Genomic DNA, 17,115 nt, shown 5'->3' with positions numbered 1-17,115 from the left:
CAGGCGCATCACGCGTCCCCCGTCCGCAGCCCGGCGTGGTCCGAGGCGCGCACCTGGCGACGGGCGACCAGCCATGAGACCAGCGCCGCGCCGGCCAGTGCGCCGCCCAGGACGAGGCTGGCCACGCCCCACGGCCAGTCCGCCACCGCGCTCGGCACGGGTGCCGAGCCGAGGTCGGAGCGGACCAGCAGGGGTCCCAGGACGAGGGCGCTCCCCGCACCGACGAGCAGCCCGAGCAGGACCAGCGGCCCCAGGAAGGCCGCGTGCTCGACCAGGGTCACGCGCAGGGCCTCGGGCCGGCGCAGACCGAGGGCCCGCAGCCGGGTCAGCTCGCCCGCCCGGCGCCGCTGGTCGGCCCCGGTGGCCAGCGCGACCCCTGCGAGGAGCAGCACGACCGAGGCCGCCACGAGCGTGGCCAGCACCGTCGGCACGAGCACCTCGAACGGGCCGCGCAGCAGGTCGTCGGTCACCGCCCGCCGGCTGGTGACCTCGCCGAGCCCCAGCGCCTCCAGCGCGCGCTCGGTCCCCGCGCCCGGCTCGCCGACCCACCACCCGTCCACGACGGGCTCCAGGTGGCCCCCGGCGATGAGGGTGCGCGAGACGGCGTCGGCGTCGGCCAGCACCGCCGGCCGCCCGGGCGCGGACGGCACCTGCGGCACCACGGCGACGACCTCGAGCGGCAGGTCGACGTCGACGAGGGTGCCGACCAGGGTGTCGCCGGTCCCCGCGTCGACCGCATCGGCCAGGTCATGCGACAGCGCGACGGGCACGGCGTCCGGCGCGGCGTACGCCGTGAGCACCAGGTCCCCGCCGCCGTCGGACAGCCGGGCGCTCTCCACGGTGCCGGCCGCGACCAGCCGCGCGCCGTCCGCGGCCGGCTCGACGCCGACGGTGACGTCGCGGACCGGGTCGCGGGGCTGCGCCGGCGCCTGCCAGGCCCCGGTCGCCTCGGCGCCGGGGAGCGCGACCCCGACCTCGACCGCGGCCGCGGCGAGCTCGTCCGCGCGCCGGGCCCGGGGGGCGTCGAAGTGCAGCCCCAGCGCGACCAGGCGCACGCCGGCGCCCGGCGGCTCGGACCAGGTCACGGGGTGCGCCCCGCCGTCGAGGGGGAGCGGCGCGGAGGTGAGCGTGGGGCGCAGACCGCCCGCCCCGCTGACCACGGCGGTGACGGTGGCGGTGACCGGCAGCGCGCTGTCGACCCGGCCCTGGAGGCTGACGCCGTCGGCCAGGACGACCCCGGCCGGCGCGGGCCCCGGGTCCAGCCGCGCCCCGACGCCCGCCCAGCTGCCGTCCTCGATCCGGCCCCGCAGCAGGTCCCCGGCCGCCCGGCTGTCCACGGCGACGAGAGTGGGTGGGCCGTCCGCGGTGCCGACGTACTGCCCGACGGCGACCGCTCGGTCCACCGCCCCCGACAGCGTCGCCCGACCGACCGCGTCCGCGACAGCCCGGGCCTGGTCGCCGCTCGGCACGGTCGGTACGTCGAGGCGCAGGTCGGTGCCCACCCGCAGGTCGGCCTGGTCGGCCTGCGACCGGGACCAGGTCTCCCCGGCACCGAGCCCGAAGGTCGCGGCCGCGACCGAGGCCGCCACGAGCACGAGCGCGGTGCCCGGGTGCGGTCGTCGCGCCGCCTGCTGCACCGACAGCGGCAGCAGCAGCGACACCGACCGCAGCAGGCGCCGGGCCACCGCACGCAGCAGCGCCGGCACCACCCGGACGACGAGCAGCACCGCCGCCGCCACGCACACCACGGGCGCCAGCACCAGGGTGAGGTCCCCGCGCGCCGCGCTCGTGGTGGGCTGCTGCCGCAGCTGCCACCACCCGACCGCGACCGCGAGTGCCGCGACGACCGGAAGTGCGACGTCCACCCCGGCGCGGGTCCGCGCCCACCGCCCCCGGGTGGCCGCCGCCGTGGTCCCCCCGTCCAGGGCGGTCAGCACCAGCGCCGGCGTGGGCAGCAGCGCGCAGCCCAGCACCGTCGTCACCAGCGACCTGGTCAGCAGCGGCCCCTCGGCCAGACCCGCGGCGGCCGGCCCGCCGGTCCGGACGAGCGCGGCGTGGAGCAGCGCGGCGCTCGGCAGCGCCAGTGCCGCGGCGAGGAGGGCGAGCAGCAGCGCCTCCAGGGCCGCCGCCCCGAGCTGCTGGCGGCGACTGGCGCCCAGCGCGACCAGCAGCACGCGCTCCTCGTCGCGCACCACCGCCACGAGGCGACCGGCCAGCAGCAGGGCGGCCAGGGACAGAGCGGCGCCGAGCAGGACCGCGACGAGCACCGTCGAGCGCCCCGCGGCCCGCTGGGCCTCGACGCGCTCGAGCGTCGCCGGCAGCCGCGAGGTGAGCCGGGCGATCTGCACCCGGTCGGCCAGGTCGGCCGCCAGCCGGTCCCCGGCCCCGTCGTACGCCGCGACCGCCGCGCGGACCGACGCCCGGTCCAGCCGAGCCGGGTCGGGCTGGGCCGTCACCCGCAGCCGCGCGACCGGCGAGCCGCTGTCCAGGAAGGCGGCGTCGTCGACCACGAACGGCCCGTACACCGGACCCTCGTCGTCCTCGCCCGCCGCGGCCCCGGCACCGGTGAGCGGGTCGCTCTCCCAGCCCACGGCCGAGCGCGGGCGGAAGGTGCCGACGACCACGACCGTGATCGGCTCGTACGCACCGCCCAGCCCGCTCCCGCCCGCCAGCCGCACCTGCGAGCCGACGACCAGACCGAGCCGGCGCGCGGCGGCCTCCGGGACCGTCGTCTCGGTGACCGCGACCCCGGGGTCGGGCCACCGCCCGGTCACCAGCCGCGACCGCGGCGCGATCCCGTCCCCGGCGGCGAGGTAGCCCTCGGCAGCCCCCGGGAGCCCGCGCATGGTCGAGGTCTCGACCACGGTGACGTCCGGGTCCAACCGGCCGAGCACCTCGCGCAGCTGGTCCGCGGCGGTGGCGCGGACCTCCTCGAGCTCGTCCCCGCGCAGGGTGACCAGGAAGGCGTCGACGGCCAGGTGCTGGGCCGGGCTGGGCCGCAGCTCCCGGGCGAAGGCGCGGTCCTGGGTCGGTCCGAGGAGCAGGGCGCACACGCCGAGCAGGGTCGCGGCCACCGCGACCAGGGCGACCACGCTGGCCACCAGGCGGCTCTGCCCCCGCGCGCGCCGCAGGACCAGGGTCAGCACGGCGAGGTCGGTGCCGTCACCGCGGGCGCTCCCACCAGCGCGTCTCCCTGCTCCCGCGCACGCCGCGCACGCGTCTGCGGACCCTACCGCGGCGCCCGTGCCGCACCCCCGTGCGCTGTGCACCTGGTCACAACACGCCGGAACGGGAACAACCGAGGCACGGTTGCGGCTGTCAACCGTCGTGGCGGGGAGCGTGCGGCGAGCGGACTACCGGGTGACGTTCGTGGTCCTGTGCCTCGGAGTGGCGTCGTTCTCGCTGCTGCAGTCCATGGTCACGCCGGTGCTGCCGACCGTCGAGGCCGCGCTGCACACCGACCAGGCCACGGTGACGTGGGTGCTGACGGCCTACCTGCTCTCCGCGTCGGTCTTCACCCCGATCATCGGCCGGGTCGGCGACAAGGTCGGCAAGGAGCGGATGCTGGTCGTGGCGCTCGGCGCCCTCGCGGCCGGGTCGCTGCTGGCCGCCGTGGCGTCCTCCATCGGCGTGCTCATCGCGGCCCGTGCGATCCAGGGCATCGGTGGCGGCGTGCTGCCGCTGACCTTCGGGATCATCCGCGACGAGTTCCCGCGCGAGAAGGTCTCCGGCGCGGTGGGTGCGTCCTCGGCGCTGCTCGCGGTGGGCGGCGGGTTCGGGCTGGTGCTGGCCGGGCCGATCGTCGACGCGCTCAGCTACCACTGGCTGTTCTGGCTGCCGATGTTGATGACGCTCACCGCCGCCGTCCTGGCCTTCTTCTTCGTCCCCGAGTCGCCCGAGCGCGCGCCCGGCCGGATCAACGTGGGCACGGCGCTGCTGCTGTCGGCGTGGCTGATCACGCTGTTGCTGGGCGTCAGCCAGGGCGAGCAGTGGGGCTGGACCTCGGCCCGGGTGCTCGGCCTGTTCGCGGCCACCGCGGTCCTGCTGCCGGTGTGGATCTGGGCCGAGGCCCGCAGCGACAGCCCGCTCGTGGACATGCAGATGATGCGCATCCCCACGGTGTGGACGGTCAACCTGGTCGCGCTGCTCTTCGGCGTCGGGATGTACGCCGTGTTCGCGTTCACCCCGCAGTTCCTGCAGACCCCCGACGACGTGACCGGCTACGGCTTCGGGGCGTCGGTGACCGAGTCCGGGCTGCTGCTCCTGCCGCAGAGCCTGGCCACCTTCCTGGCCGGCCTGTCCGCCGGCGCGCTGACCCGCCGCTTCGGCGGCAAGGCGCTGCTCGTCACCGGCGCGGTCCTGACCGCGCTGCCCACGCTCGGCTTCGTGCTCTGGCACGACTCGTTGGGGGTGGTGGTCGCCGAGCTGACCCTGCTCGGGCTCGGCTTCGGCCTGGCCTTCGCCGCGCTGTCCAGCCTGGTCGTCGACGCCGTGCCGCAGTCCCAGACCGGCGTGGCCAGCGGCATGAACGCCAACATCCGCACCGTCGGCGGCGCGCTCGGCAGCGCCGTCGTGGCCAGCGTCATCACCTCCGACCTGCGACCGGACGGCTTCCCCGCCGAGGCGGGCTACACGCACGGCTTCGCGCTGCTCGTGGTCACCTCCACCCTCGCCGCCATCGTGGCCGCGCTCGTGCCGGTCGTGCGCGCCCGGACCCACGTGGTCCGCGGTCCGCAGGCGACGTACGAGCGCGAGGCCGCGCTCGACGGCGCCTGACCCGATCGGTCGCGCCGCCCCGCGGCCACTGACAGGACGCGCACGGTCCCGCACCCTGACCGGCTGACCATGCTGAGGGCGGGAGCAGGCGGCGCGGCCGGGATGGTGCTGGTGCTCACGGGCTGGGGGATGAGCGCCCCGCCCGCGGCGTCACGTCGGTCCGGATCGTGGCCACCGGGGCGACCGGGGGAACGGGAGCCGCCCCCGGCACCAGGGCTCGCCCGGCCGGTGGCCCCGGGGCGGTCGCCGCGGCGACGGTCCCGGGTCCAGCCCGGCCGGGCGCTCTGCGCGGAGGTGGGCACCGACGGCAAGCCCGGCGCCCCCGGCGCCGCCGGGGCCGCCGGGGCCGCCGGGGCCGCCGGGGCCAGTGGCTTCAGCGGCGGCAGCAGCCTGAGTTCCGGCTGCCTCGCCGCGGGGGCGGTGGCGGCGCGTCCGACGTCCGCCTCGTCCCGAGGTCGAAGGTGCCGGCTCCTCCTGCCGCAACAGGAGTGGCGCCGGCGGCGCCGCCTGCCTGGACGGCATCGGCAACGCCCAGAACGGCGGGGCTGCGGACAGCACCGGATCCACGCCCAACGGTGGTCAGGGTGGGACGACCACGGCCGGCGGACAGCGCGGGCCGGATAGCGGCAGCGGCAGCTCCGGTGGCACCGACGGTCAGCTCGGCGTCGGCGGCACCGGCTCGGGCAACCTCTCCACCGGCGACACCGGGGGTGGTGGCCGCGGTGGCCACTTCGGCGGTGGCGGGGGTGGCGGCTCGAGTGTGGTCGGCGGGGGCGGCGGGTCGAGCGGGTTCGCCACCGCGGCTCGCGACACCTCCATCACCAGCGCGGCGCCCGGCGTGCCCGCCTTGGTGACCAGCACCTACACCGTGCCGAATCCCGACACGGCCATCGACCGGCCCCCGAGAAGCCGAGGACGGCCGGCAAGAAGGCCAGGGCGACAAGCACCGCTTCTCCGTGCGGGCCGTGCTGGCCGGGACGCCGGACCCGACACCCGCCACGGTCGTGGTCAAGGTGCGGCCGGCCCGCAAGCGCTGAGCGCGCTGGCTCAGCCGGTCTCGCACGGCGTCCCGCGCGGCACGGAGTACGGCGCGCCGATGCGGTAGGTGCCGGCCGTCGAGGCGTGCAGCACGACCCAGGAGGCGGCGCGGTCGTCGTCGGGCCGGTGCTGGGCCAGGCAGGTGCCGCCCAGGTCGTCCTCGGGCACCCGGTCGCCGTCGTCGTCGACGATGCTGAGCCAGGGGGACCAGGCGATCCGGAGCACCGCGGTGCCGGGCGCGTCGACCCGCACGGTGAGCCGGTCGTCGTCCCAGGCCACCAGGGCGGCGGCGCCGCGCACGAGCGGTGCGGGGTCGGCCACCTGGTAGAGCGTCCACGTTGCGTCCGACCACACCTCGGTGAGGAACGGCAGCCCGGCGCGGACCAGCCGGCCCTCGTCGAGCGCGGCGTAGTCCAGGGTCGAGGCCGGCAGGACGACGAAGCGGACCGCCCAGCGGTGCAGCCAGTGCTCGTACTGCTCGGCGCTCAACGGCACGTCGTCGCGGTAGAACAGCGCGTTGCGGGCCACGTCGGCCTGCCGGTTCCAGCCGCGGGCCAGGTTGACGTGGGGTGCCAGCGCGCTGGCCTCGCGGTGGCTGCGGCTCGGCACGACCTCGACGCGGCCGAGCTCGGCGCCGCGCTGGTCGAGCTCGTCGACGAGAGCACCGACGTCGGTGTCGAGGGTCGCGGCGGAGGAGGAGCCGGCCACGTCCTGGGCCACGATGACCACCGGGTAGACCAGCGCGGTCACCAGGGCCACGGCCAGGGACGAGCGCGCGGCACGGCGACCGAGCCGGCGGCCGACGGCGGAGGTCCACCACGCGCCACGCGTGGCGGCCAGCAGCGCGACCCCGGCGAAGAGCAGCGCCAGCCGGGTGATGTTGGTGCCGATCGGCGTCGGGACCAGCCAGACCGCGAGCACGGCGGCGCCGTACACGGCGCTCGACATCCGGGCCAGCCGCCACGAGCGCGGCAGCACGAACCAGCAGGCCACGGCCAGCACGAACGGCACCAGCGCCGTGTGCCCCGGGAACGGCTGGACGCCGAAGAAGGGGAACAGCGCGGAGGTGGCCACGACCACCACGACCGGCACCACGCCGAGGGCGAGCGAGGCCGCTCGCCGGTGCGCGAACCACAGCGCGGCCGCCACCAGCCCGAGGAAGAGACCGGCCACCGGGCTCGCCGCGGTGGCCAGCCCGGCCAGCGTCGCGGCCGCCGCACCGCGCGTCCACCGCACGGTCGGCGTCGTCCAGCCCGGGCCACGGGGCCAGGCGAAGACCACGGCCAGCGCTCCGAGTCCCAGCACCAGCCCGAGGCCGAACGTCGCCCGCCCGGACAGCGCGTTGCCGGTCACGGCCAGCGCGGCGTACAGCCCGGTCCAGCGGACCTCGCCCGCGCCGCGGAAGCGCGTCAGCAGCAGCGCGACCAGCCCGGCCGAGACCGTGCCGGCCACGACCATCGTGGTGCGGACGCCGAGCGCGCCCATGACGTACGGCGAGAGCAGGCTGTACGACGCGGGGTGCATCCCGCCGTACCACGCGAAGTCGTAGGCGCTGGTCGGGTGCGCGAGCGCGAAGCCGGTCCACGCGTCCTGCGCGGCCAGGTCGCCGCCGGTGCCGGCGACCAGGGCCAGCCAGGCCAGGTGCAGCACGAGCGCGAGACCGCTGGCCTCGAGGACCACGGCGAGGGTGCGCGGCGGCGCGGCGGCGGCGCGCACGTCGCCGTCGACCCCGAGCCCTGCACTCGCCATGGCCCCTCCGTGGGACTCGCCTGCAGTCGAGTATCCGGCAGGCGTCGGGTGGGCCACGCAGGGCCACCCGGACGGGCCCCGGCGACTCACCCCTAGGGGCTATTGGATCAAGACCGGTCTCACCCGAAGGTGTCCCTACGCTCGCTGCTCATCGGGGGGTGCGGTGGCGAGCTGCGGGAGCCCCGCCGGCACGCGTTGCGGTCGTGCCGGTGGGCTCCCGGTCCGGGGCGGGGGCGCCGCGAGGCTCACTCGAAGTGCACGGCTCCGCAGTCGACGCACTCGAAGGTGCGCACGGCGTGGCCGTCCTCGAAGTCCTCCAGCCGCAGCTCCCACCGGTGCTCGAGCTCGGTGCTGACCAAGGTGCTCATCGCGCGCTCCGGGGGTGGGTCGGGGAGTGGACCGGGGGACCGGTGCCCGGCCCCGTGTCTGCCCATGTCCACCAGCGGGGCGGATCTTTCGCGCCGCCGCCGACGAGTAGCGTCCGCGCACATGGACGACTACCGGGACCACGACGCGGTCGGGCTGGCCGAGCTGGTCCGCGACGGGCAGGTGACGCCGGCCGAGCTGCTCGACGCGGCACGGGCACGGGCGCGCGAGGTCAACGGCCGGATCAACGCGATCGTGGTCGAGGTCGACCCGCCCGCCCCGGCGGGCGGGGGCGACGGGCCCTTCGCGGGCGTGCCCTTCCTGCTCAAGGACCTCGGGCAGGACCTCGCGGGCTACCCGACCAGCGGCGGGTCGCGCGCCCTGGCCACCACGCCGGTGACCGAGAACGCCACCGTGGTCGACCGCTGGCTCGCGGCCGGGCTGGTCGTCTTCGGCAAGACCAACACCCCGGAGTTCGGCGCCAAGGGCATCACCGAGCCGCACCTGTTCGGTCCGGCCCGCAACCCGTGGGACACCGACCACACACCCGGGGGCTCCTCGGGCGGCTCGGCCGCGGCGGTCGCGGCCGGCATCGTGCCGTGCGCGGCGGCCAGCGACGGCGGCGGCTCGATCCGGATCCCCGCGTCGGCCTGCGGGCTGTTCGGGCTCAAGCCCTCGCGCGGCCTGGTCCCGTCGGGCCCGGTCGCCGGCGAGGCCATCGGGGGTACGGCGACCCACGGCGTCGTGTCCCGCTCGGTGCGCGACACCGCGGCCATGCTCGACGTGCTGGTCGGCCCGTCACCGGAGTCGCCCTACCTCGCGGCGCCCCCGCTCTCGCCGTACGCCGGCGAGGTGGGCCAGGACCCGGGCCCCCTGCGCATCGGCGTGTGGACCGGCAGCTCGATCAACCCCGACCCGCACCCGGAGGCGCTGGCCGCGGCCCGCGAGAGCGCCGCGCTGCTGACGTCGCTGGGCCACGAGGTCGAGGAGCTCGACGCGGCGCCGTTCGACGACGCGGCGCTGGCCCGGGACTTCCTGACCTCGTGGTTCGTCTACGTGGCGCACGCCGTCGCGGAGGCCAAGGCCTTCGGCGGGGCGGGGGACGGCGGCTTCGAGCCCGACACCCTGGTCATGGCCGCCCTGGGCCGGGCCACCAGCCCCGTGGACTTCGTCCGGGCGGTCGAGAGCCGGCAGCTCGCCGTACGCCGGATGGCGGCCTTCCACCAGCGCTACGACCTGCTGCTCACGCCGTCGACCGCGACCCCGCCGCCGCGCGTCGGGGCGCTCGACCTGCCGCCCGCCCTGCAGCGGGCGCAGCGCGGGCTGATCAAGGCGCGCGGCGCCGGGCTGCTGCGGTTCACGCCGGTCGTCGACCAGCTGATCAGCGAGAACCTCGGCTGGGTGCCCTACACCCAGCTGGCCAACCTCACCGGCCTGCCCGCGATGAGCGTGCCGCTGCACTGGACGCCCCAGGGACTGCCCATCGGCACGCAGCTGGTCGGTCGGCTCGGCGCCGAGGCCGTCCTGCTCCGGCTGGCGGCGCAGCTCGAGCAGGCCCAGCCGTGGTGGGACCGGCGCCCGGCGCTGTGACGGGGGTGGGGCTCAGCCGGCGGTGGCCGGCTCCGACCCGGGGTCGCCGGGGTCGCCGGGGTCGCCGGGGTCGCCGCCCTCGCGGCGCAGCGCCTCGAGGGAGTCGCGGACGGTGAGGACCTGGTCGAGGCCGCTGATCCGGAACAGCTTGCGCAGGTGCGCGCTGTCGGTGACCACGGCCAGGGCGACGTCGCGCTCGACCAGCGCGCGGTGCAGCAGGACCAGCGAGCGGATGCCGGCGGAGTCGAGCAGGTGCAGCGCGCCCATGTCCAGGACCAGGCGCACCGGCTGACGGTCGGTCCGGGCCAGCGCCTGCTCGCCGAACCAGCGGCTGGTGTGCTGGTCGAGGTGCCCGGCCAGGTGGACGACCTCCTCGTGCTCCTCGCTGGAGGTGTTGAGCACCAGCGTGCTGAGGTGCGCCGTGAAGGTCCCGAGCTCCTGCATGGACAGGAGTGTCTCAGCCCGGCGCCCTCCGCGCCATCGGACCGCCGCGGGGTCGCTCCACCTCCGTGGGCGGCGGCTGCTTGGATTGCGGGGTGGCCGACCTCCCGCAGAACTCGACCGGTGCGCTCGGTGACTACGTGGGCATCCGGCTCGACGAGGTCTCCGGTGACCGGGTGACCGCGACCTGGGAGGCGGGCGAGCACCTGCACCAGCCGTTCGGCATCGTCAACGGCGGCGCGCACTGCACCGTCGTGGAGACCCTGGCCTCGATCGCCGGGGCCACCTGGCTGGGCGAGCGCGGCACGGTCGTCGGGGTCAACAACAGCACCGACTTCTACCGCGGCGTCTCCACCGGCACCCTGTCCTCGGCCGCCACTCCGGTCCACCGCGGCCGCAGCCAGCAGGTCTGGGTGGTCGAGACCTACGACGCCGACGGTCGGCTCGTGGCGCGCGGCCAGGTGCGCCTGCAGAACCTCGACCCGCGCTGAGCCCGGCCTGACGCCGGCGCTCAGACCGGATCGGCGAACGGGGCCAGCGGGCGCACGTCGCCGCCCTGGCTGACCCAGCCGAGACCCGGCTCGAGCCGGCGCACCACGCGTGCGGGGTTGCCGGCCACCACCGCGTGGTCGGGCACGGTGCCCCGGACCACCGCGCCCGCGGCGACCACGACGTTGCGGCCGATCCGCGCGCCGGGCAGCACGACCGCCCCGTGCCCGAGCCAGGTGCCCGCCCCCACGACCACCGGCTCGTGGCGGCCGAACTGGCGACCGATCGGCGTGTCCGGGTCCTGGTAGCCGTGGCTCGCGTCGGTGATGAACACGCCCTGGCCCGCGTAGACGTGCGCGCCGAGCTCGATGCGCTCGTGGGCGGTGATGGTCGTCCCCGCGCCGAGCACGCAGCCGTCGCCGAGCACCAGCGCCCGGTCGCCGAGCCGGTGGTCACCCTCGCCGTACCCCGCGGCGAGCGTGGCCTGGCGCCCGACCAGCACGTCGCGGCCCAGGTGCACCGCGTGCACGTTGAGCAGCGTGGCGGGCGGGAAGCCGATGCAGCTGCCCGGCCCGAAGGACCCGAAGCGGTCGGCCAGCGGGCTGCCCGGGACCACCTCGCCGGCGCGTTCGGCGAACCGCCACGCGGCGTGCACAGCCCGCTGCGCGAGGCGACGGGGGAGGGACACGCGGCGAGAGTAGCGACCGGGGGACGGACCCTGCGGTGCCGGTGCACGACACTTTAGGTAAGGTGAGCCTAACCTCACCTGGAAGGCCTCCCATGTCGTCTCGCCGCCGTCTCGCCTCGGCCCTGCTCCTGCTGACCGGAGCCGCGCTCGTGGCCGGCTGCGGCCAGGACGCGCCCGACCGCCCGTCCACCCCGGAGCGGGGGGCGGCCGCCGAGGGGGACGCCTTCCCGGTGACCCTGCAGCACGAGTACGGAGAGACCACGGTGCCGGAGCAGCCGCAGCGCGTGGTGACCGTCGGCGTCACCGAGCAGGACGTCGTGCTGCAGCTCGGTGTGGTCCCGGTGGCCGTCACCGAGTGGTACGGCGACCAGCCGTCGGCCACCTGGCCGTGGGCGCACGACCTGCTCGACGGCGCCGAGCCCGAGGTGCTGCGCACCGACGACGGCTTCGAGCTCGAGAAGATCGCGGCCCTGGCTCCCGACCTCATCATCGGCACCAACGCGGGCCTGAGCCGCCAGGAGTACGAGCTGATGGCCCAGATCGCGCCCACCGTGCCGAGCGTGCCTCCGGGGACCGGCGTGACGCCGTTCTTCTCGTCGTGGCGCGAGCAGACCGTCCAGATCGCCAGGGCTCTCGGTCGCGAGGACGACGGGCGCCGGATCGTCGCCGACCTCGAGGCGCGCTACGCCGAGGTCGCGGCCGCCCACCCGGAGTGGGCCGGGCGGACCGCGACCTTCGCCCAGGGCGGGCCCTACGACGGGCTGCTCTACGTCTACCCGCCGGGCTTGTCCACCGACTTCCTCACCGACCTGGGCTTCACCATCACCACCGGCTTCGAGTCGTTCGTGCCGCAGGTCGGCGCGCAGGCCGAGATCTCGGCCGAGAACGTCTCGCTCATCGACGCCGACGTCGTCGTCTTCGCCACCGAGAGCGCCGAGCAGTTCGAGCAGCTCCAGGGCTTCGGGACCCTCGGCACCCTCGACGCCGTCACCGGGGGCCGGTCGGTCTACACCGACGAGGTCCTGGCCGGCGCCCTCTACTTCGACACCCCGCTGGCCCACGCCTACGTCCTGGACCACCTGGTCCCGGCCCTCGAGCTCGCCGCGGCGGGCCGGGCGCCCCGCGAGTACCCCGCCTGATCCCTGCACCACCCAACCGAGGAGAACGATGACCGCACGACCCAGCCGCCGCCGCTTCCTGGCGGGCCTCTCCGTCCTGGCCCTCGCACCGGCCCTGGCCGCCTGTGGCGACGACACCGACAGCAGCCCCGCGGGGGGCAGTGGCGCGGCGCCCGAGGCCGAGCCGAGCGAGTCCGGGGCCTTCCCGGTGACCATCGCCCACAAGTACGGCGAGACGACGCTCGAGCAGGCGCCGAAGCGGGTGGTCTGCGTCGGGCTGACCGAGCAGGACGCGCTGCTGGCCCTGGGGGTCGTGCCGGTCGCGGTGACCAAGTGGTTCGGGGACGCGCCGGGCTACATCTTCCCGTGGGCCCAGGACCTGCTCGGCGACGCCGAGCTGCCCGAGGTGCTCGAGGACACCAACGGCGTGCAGGTGGAGAAGATCGCCGCGCTCCAGCCCGACCTCATCATCGGCCAGTACGCCGGGCTCAAGGAGAAGGACTACCAGCTGCTGTCCCAGATCGCGCCGACCGTGGCGCAGTCGGGGGACTACGCCGACTACGGCGCGCCGTGGGACGAGATGGCGCTGACCATCGGCCGAGCCGTGGGCCAGCCGGACAAGATGCAGGCCCTGGTCGACGACGTCAAGCAGCAGGTGGCCGACGCGGCCGCCGCGCACCCGGAGTTCCAGGGCCAGTCCGCGCTCGTCGTCACGCCGTACGAGGGCCTGTTCGTCTACGGTCCGGAGGACTCGCGCTCGCGGATGCTGGTCGACCTGGGCTTCGCCTTCCCCAGCGAGGTCTTCGGCGGGGACCAGGAGGAGTTCGGCACGTCGCTGAGCGCCGAGCGGACCTCCGACCTCGACCGGGTCGGGGTGACGGTCTGGCTGGACCTGGAGAGCGACCCGTCGGTCAAGAAGGTCTACGACGAGACCGGTTCGGCGGCCGAGGGCCGCTTCTTCGACATCAGCGAGGACGACGGCGCCTACTACGTGGCGCACAGCTTCGTGACGCCGCTGAGCATCCCCTACGTGCTGGAGCGCTACGTGCCCCAGCTGGCCGCCGCGGTGGACGGCGACCCGGCCACCGTGCCGCCGGAGGCCGCGGCCTGAACCGCGGCCGCCGCTGAGCGGGCGTGTTGCCCGTCGCCCTCAGGCGACGGGCAACGCGCCGGCCACGGGGACCACGACGGGCAGCCCGGTGCGCGGGTCCTCCAGGACGTCGGCCACCAGCCCGAACACCTCGTGCAGGCAGTCGGCGGTGAAGACCTCCCGCGGGCTGCCCTGGGTGACCACCACCCCGTCCTTCATCACCACGACCAGGTCCGAGCAGCGGGCGGCCAGGTTGAGGTCGTGCAGCACCATCGCGACCGTGCGCCCGCGCTCGCGGTTGAGCCGGGTGACCAGGTCCAGGACCTCGACCTGGTGGGCGAGGTCGAGGTAGGTCGTCGGCTCGTCCAGCAGCACCAGCTCGGTGTCCTGGGCCAGCGTCATCGCCACCCACGCCCGCTGGCGCTGGCCGCCGGAGAGCTGGTCGATGGGCCGGTCGCGCAGCTCCCAGGTGTCGGTCATCCGCAGCGCCTGCTCCACGACGTCCTCGTCGGCCGACGACCACTGCTGGAACCAGCGCTGGTGCGGGTGCCGGCCCCGGCTCACCAGGTCGCGCACCAGCAGCCCGTCGGGCGCGACGGGGCTCTGGGGGAGCAGGGCCAGCCGCTGCGAGACCTCGCGGGTGGGCACGTCGTCGATCGACGCGCCGTCGAGTCGGACCCGCCCGCTGGTCGGCTTGAGCAGCCGGGCCAGGGTCCGCAGCAGCGTGGACTTCCCGCAGCCGTTGGGGCCGACGATCGTCGTCACCTGGCCGTCCGGGATGTCCAGGGTCAGCTCGCGCACGACGGGCGCGCCGCCGTACCCGACGGTGACGAGCTCGGCTCCGAGTCGCGTGATGCTCATGCGGTTCTCCTCCGGTTGGCACGGACCAGCAGGTAGATGAGGTACGGCGCGCCGAGGGCGGCCGTGACGATCCCGGCGGGCAGCGCGAACGGCAGCAGCGCGCGGGTGACCAGGTCGGCGCCGACGACGAGCACGGCGCCGCAGACCATCGAGGCCAGCAGCGGCGGCCGGGCGCCACCGGCGAGGCGCAGCGCGACCTGGGGCACGACCAGCGCCACGAACTCCAGCGGCCCCACGGCGGAGACCGCGACCGCGGTGAGGCCGACCGCGGCGACGAGCACGCCGAGCTGGGTCAGCTGGAGCCGGACGCCGAGGCCGCGGGCGGCGTCGTCGCCGAGCAGCATCGCGTTGAGCGCGCGGACCAGCAGCAGGGCCACCGGGAACAGCACCGCGAGGGTCAGCAGCACCGGCCGGCCGTGCTCCCAGCCGCGGCCGGTGAGCGACCCGCTCAGCCAGACCTGGGCGCTCGCGGCGTCCTGGATGCGGGCGTTGACGAGCAGGTACGACGTGGCCGCGACCAGCGCCGCGCCGAGGCCGATGCCGACCAGGACCAGCCGCTGCAGGTCCAGGCCGCGACGCCAGGACAGCGCGTAGAGCAGCAGCGCCGTGATCATCGCGCCGGCGAACGCCGCGAGGGGGAGTCCGACCTCCTGGAGCCGGCCGCTGACCAGCGCGCCGCCGTACCCGCTGCCACCGGCGACCACGATGACCAGCACCGCGCCGAACGCGGCGCCGTCGGTGACGCCGAGGATGTCGGGGCTGGCCAGCGGGTTGCGGGCCACGGTCTGGGTGAGCGCGCCGGCCAGCCCGAGCGCCGCACCGACGGCCACCGCGACGGTGGTCTGGGGCAGGCGCAGCTCCATGACCACGAACCGCTGACCCGCCTCGCCGCCGCCCAGGAGGACGTCGACGACGTCGCGCACCGGCAGCGGGAAGTCGCCGACCGACATGTCGACCGCGACGAGGACGAACAGCACCGCGAGCCCCACGAGTGAGACCAGGCCGGCGCGGAGCGGGACCAGCCACGACAGCGGGCCCAGGCGCAGGGGAGTGGCGGAGAGGCTGGCCATCAGAGCCGCACCATCCGGGTGCGGCGCACGAGCAGCACGAAGGCGGGGCCGCCGACCAGGGCCATGACGATGCCGACCTGCAGCTCGGCCGGGGGCACCACGAGGCGCCCGATGATGTCGGTCCCGACCACCAGCAGGGCGCCCAGCAGGCCGGCGTACGGCACGACCCAGCGGTAGTCCACGCCGCCGAGGCGCCGCGCCACGTGCGGGACGACCAGGCCCACGAAGCCGATCGGCCCGCAGGCCGCCGTCGCCGCGCCGGTCAGGAGCATCACCGCGGTCACGCCGAGCGCCTTCTGGCGCCATGGGGTCAGCCCGAGCGAGGCGGCCACGTCGTCGCCGAGCTGGAGCAGGTTGAGACCCGGGGTGCTGAGGGCGGCCAGGAGCAGCCCGGCCAGCAGGAAGGGCAGCACCTGCCAGAACACGCTGAGCGGGCGGCCGGCCGTGGACCCGACCACCCAGAAGCGGTAGGCGTCGAGGGTCTGGGCGTCGCGCACGACCAGCGCCTGGGTGACGGCCATCAGCAGCGCGCTCACCGCCGCACCGGCCAGCACGAGCGAGACCGGGTCCGGCCCGCGCCTGGTCGTGCCGATGGCGAAGACCGCCACCGCCGCCACGCCCGCACCGAGGAGCGCGAACCACGCGTAGCCCGCCAGGTCCTCGACGTGCAGTGCGTAGATCGCCACGACCACCGCGCACGCCGCGCCGGCCTCGACGCCGAGCAGGCCGGGGTCGGCAAGCGGGTTGCGGGTGTGGCCCTGCATGAGCGCGCCGGCCACGCCCAGCGCGATGCCGACGGCGATGCCCAGCACCGTGCGGGGCAGGCGCAGCGCGTGCACGATGGTCGCCGCCTCCGAGCCGTCGTCGTGGAACAGCACGTCGAGGACCCGCTGCGGCGCGATGGTCCGGCTGCCCAGGGCCAGGCTCAGCACGGCCATCACCGCGACCGCCACCACCAGCAGGCCCAGCCCACGAACCGAGCCGCGGCGGCCGCGCTCGGCGATCGTCGTCGGGCCCGCCTCCGCCGGCGCCGTCCGGGTGCTCATGGAAAGTTAGGCTAACCTAACTGGATGTGAGTGGAACAACCTGGCTGACCGTGACCTCCACCGACGAGGTCACCCCCACCCTGCGCCGCGTGTGGTTCCGCAGCGACGACCTCTCGGCGTTCGCCGACAGCGAGTGGACCGACCGCTACGTCAAGCTGCAGCTCCCCGGCGCCGTGCGCACCTACACCGCCCTCTTCCCCGATGTCGACGCCGGCACCCTGGCCATCGACTTCGTGGTGCACGGCGACAGCGGCGTGGCCGGCCCGTGGGCCAAGGCCGCCCGGCCCGGGAACCGCCTCGAGGTCCGCGGCCCCGGCGGCGCCTATCGCCCCGATCCCACCGCCGACTGGCACCTGCTGGCCGGCGACGAGTCCGCCGTACCGGCCATCACCGCGGCGCTGCACGCCCTGCCCGCCGACGCCGTGGCCCGCGTCGTCGTCCTCGTCGAGGGTCCCGGCCACGAGCCCGCCCTCCCGCTGCCCGCCCGCGGCGAGCTGACCGTCCTGCACCGCTCCGCCCTGGCCCCCGGCGAGGGCCTCACCACCGCCGTCCGCGCGCTGACCTGGCTGCCCGGCCGCGTCCACGCCTTCGTGCACGGCGAGGCCGCCGAGGTCATGCACGGCGTGCGCACCCACCTCTTCACCGACCGCGGCCTGGACCGCGACCAGGTCTCGATCTCCGGCTACTGGCGCGAGGGCCGCACCGAGGAGGGCTTCCGCCAGTGGAAGCAGGACCTCCGCGCCGCCGAGGAGGCCACCGCCGCGTCCTGAGGACGCGGCCCTGACGACGGCAG

14 protein-coding genes are annotated in these 17,115 nt (G+C 75.9%); 6 read left to right on the top strand and 8 right to left on the bottom strand.

The features are described from left to right. Positions 1-8: 8 nt before the first annotated feature. Positions 9-3,146 carry an FtsX-like permease family protein gene (locus tag G5V58_RS25960; protein ID WP_230487280.1) on the bottom strand — a complete coding sequence of 1,046 codons (3,138 nt, stop codon included), beginning with the start codon at positions 3,144-3,146 and terminating at the stop codon, positions 9-11. A 214-nt stretch (positions 3,147-3,360) separates the two neighbouring features. Between G5V58_RS25960 and G5V58_RS11545 the strand changes: the two genes are divergently transcribed. Next, complete coding sequence (locus G5V58_RS11545) at positions 3,361-4,776, top strand: MFS transporter (RefSeq protein WP_230487279.1); 1,416 nt, start codon at positions 3,361-3,363, stop codon at positions 4,774-4,776. Between the two features lie 1,047 nt (positions 4,777-5,823). Here G5V58_RS11545 and G5V58_RS11540 read toward each other — a convergent pair. Next, positions 5,824-7,563, bottom strand: coding sequence for an MFS transporter (locus tag G5V58_RS11540; RefSeq protein ID WP_165232569.1), 1,740 nt, complete (start codon positions 7,561-7,563; stop codon positions 5,824-5,826). 245 nt (positions 7,564-7,808) lie between these two features. Beyond that, positions 7,809-7,931: a hypothetical protein gene (locus G5V58_RS26405; protein ID WP_268991271.1), complete on the bottom strand. Its 123-nt coding sequence runs from the start codon at positions 7,929-7,931 to the stop codon at positions 7,809-7,811. A gap of 121 nt (positions 7,932-8,052) precedes the next feature. On the opposite strand from G5V58_RS26405, the gene G5V58_RS11535 reads away from it, so the two are divergent. Next, the gene (locus G5V58_RS11535) at positions 8,053-9,519 is read left to right on the top strand and encodes an amidase (RefSeq protein ID WP_165232566.1); all 1,467 of its coding nucleotides are present in this window, start codon (positions 8,053-8,055) and stop codon (positions 9,517-9,519) included. A 12-nt stretch (positions 9,520-9,531) separates the two neighbouring features. On the opposite strand, the gene G5V58_RS11530 is transcribed toward G5V58_RS11535, so the two are convergent. Continuing rightward, complete coding sequence (locus G5V58_RS11530; protein ID WP_165232563.1) at positions 9,532-9,963, bottom strand: STAS domain-containing protein; 432 nt, start codon at positions 9,961-9,963, stop codon at positions 9,532-9,534. A 92-nt stretch (positions 9,964-10,055) separates the two neighbouring features. On the opposite strand from G5V58_RS11530, the gene G5V58_RS11525 reads away from it, so the two are divergent. Beyond that, positions 10,056-10,451 (top strand): PaaI family thioesterase, encoded by a 396-nt coding sequence (locus tag G5V58_RS11525; protein WP_165232560.1) that lies wholly within the window; start codon positions 10,056-10,058, stop codon positions 10,449-10,451. Between the two features lie 20 nt (positions 10,452-10,471). Here G5V58_RS11525 and G5V58_RS11520 read toward each other — a convergent pair whose 3' ends face one another. After that, the gene (locus tag G5V58_RS11520; RefSeq protein WP_230487278.1) at positions 10,472-11,137 is read right to left on the bottom strand and encodes an acyltransferase; all 666 of its coding nucleotides are present in this window, start codon (positions 11,135-11,137) and stop codon (positions 10,472-10,474) included. 92 nt (positions 11,138-11,229) lie between these two features. Between G5V58_RS11520 and G5V58_RS11515 the strand changes: the two genes are divergently transcribed. After that, a complete protein-coding gene (locus G5V58_RS11515) occupies positions 11,230-12,276 on the top strand; it encodes an ABC transporter substrate-binding protein (protein WP_165232557.1) in 1,047 nt (348 codons plus the stop codon). A gap of 28 nt (positions 12,277-12,304) precedes the next feature. Continuing rightward, positions 12,305-13,366 carry an ABC transporter substrate-binding protein gene (locus G5V58_RS11510; protein ID WP_165232554.1) on the top strand — a complete coding sequence of 354 codons (1,062 nt, stop codon included), beginning with the start codon at positions 12,305-12,307 and terminating at the stop codon, positions 13,364-13,366. A gap of 39 nt (positions 13,367-13,405) precedes the next feature. Here G5V58_RS11510 and G5V58_RS11505 read toward each other — a convergent pair whose 3' ends face one another. Genes G5V58_RS11505 through G5V58_RS11495 form a run of 3 tightly spaced genes read right to left on the bottom strand, consistent with a single transcriptional unit; the run spans position 13,406 to position 16,322 of the window. After that, the gene (locus G5V58_RS11505; RefSeq protein WP_165232551.1) at positions 13,406-14,206 is read right to left on the bottom strand and encodes an ABC transporter ATP-binding protein; all 801 of its coding nucleotides are present in this window, start codon (positions 14,204-14,206) and stop codon (positions 13,406-13,408) included. Further along, entirely contained in the window at positions 14,203-15,276 is a 1,074-nt protein-coding gene (locus G5V58_RS11500; RefSeq protein ID WP_165232548.1) for a FecCD family ABC transporter permease, read from the bottom strand. The genes G5V58_RS11505 and G5V58_RS11500 overlap by 4 nt, the downstream gene beginning before the upstream one ends. Further along, on the bottom strand, positions 15,276-16,322 hold the full coding sequence (locus tag G5V58_RS11495) for a FecCD family ABC transporter permease (protein ID WP_165232545.1): 1,047 nt from the start codon (positions 16,320-16,322) through the stop codon (positions 15,276-15,278). Before G5V58_RS11495 ends, G5V58_RS11500 begins: the two co-directional genes overlap by 1 nt. A gap of 50 nt (positions 16,323-16,372) precedes the next feature. On the opposite strand from G5V58_RS11495, the gene G5V58_RS11490 reads away from it, so the two are divergent. Next, positions 16,373-17,092 (top strand): siderophore-interacting protein, encoded by a 720-nt coding sequence (locus G5V58_RS11490; protein ID WP_230487277.1) that lies wholly within the window; start codon positions 16,373-16,375, stop codon positions 17,090-17,092. The last annotated feature ends 23 nt before the right edge of the window (positions 17,093-17,115 follow it).

This window comes from Nocardioides anomalus, from assembly GCF_011046535.1.
Taxonomy (GTDB): domain Bacteria; phylum Actinomycetota; class Actinomycetes; order Propionibacteriales; family Nocardioidaceae; genus Nocardioides; species Nocardioides anomalus.
Note: the sequence above shows the minus strand (reverse complement) of the source record. Positions and strands in the feature narration are given on the sequence as shown.

Coding starts and splice junctions, on each gene's coding strand:
- G5V58_RS11515 (WP_165232557.1), top strand. CDS start 11,230: ATGTCGTCTCGCCGCCGTCTCGCCTCGGCCCTGCTCCTGCTGACCGGA.
- G5V58_RS11510 (WP_165232554.1), top strand. CDS start 12,305: ATGACCGCACGACCCAGCCGCCGCCGCTTCCTGGCGGGCCTCTCCGTC.
- G5V58_RS11495 (WP_165232545.1), bottom strand. CDS start 16,322: ATGAGCACCCGGACGGCGCCGGCGGAGGCGGGCCCGACGACGATCGCC.
- G5V58_RS11505 (WP_165232551.1), bottom strand. CDS start 14,206: ATGAGCATCACGCGACTCGGAGCCGAGCTCGTCACCGTCGGGTACGGC.
- G5V58_RS26405 (WP_268991271.1), bottom strand. CDS start 7,931: ATGAGCACCTTGGTCAGCACCGAGCTCGAGCACCGGTGGGAGCTGCGG.
- G5V58_RS11530 (WP_165232563.1), bottom strand. CDS start 9,963: ATGCAGGAGCTCGGGACCTTCACGGCGCACCTCAGCACGCTGGTGCTC.
- G5V58_RS11540 (WP_165232569.1), bottom strand. CDS start 7,563: ATGGCGAGTGCAGGGCTCGGGGTCGACGGCGACGTGCGCGCCGCCGCC.
- G5V58_RS11500 (WP_165232548.1), bottom strand. CDS start 15,276: ATGGCCAGCCTCTCCGCCACTCCCCTGCGCCTGGGCCCGCTGTCGTGG.
- G5V58_RS11535 (WP_165232566.1), top strand. CDS start 8,053: ATGGACGACTACCGGGACCACGACGCGGTCGGGCTGGCCGAGCTGGTC.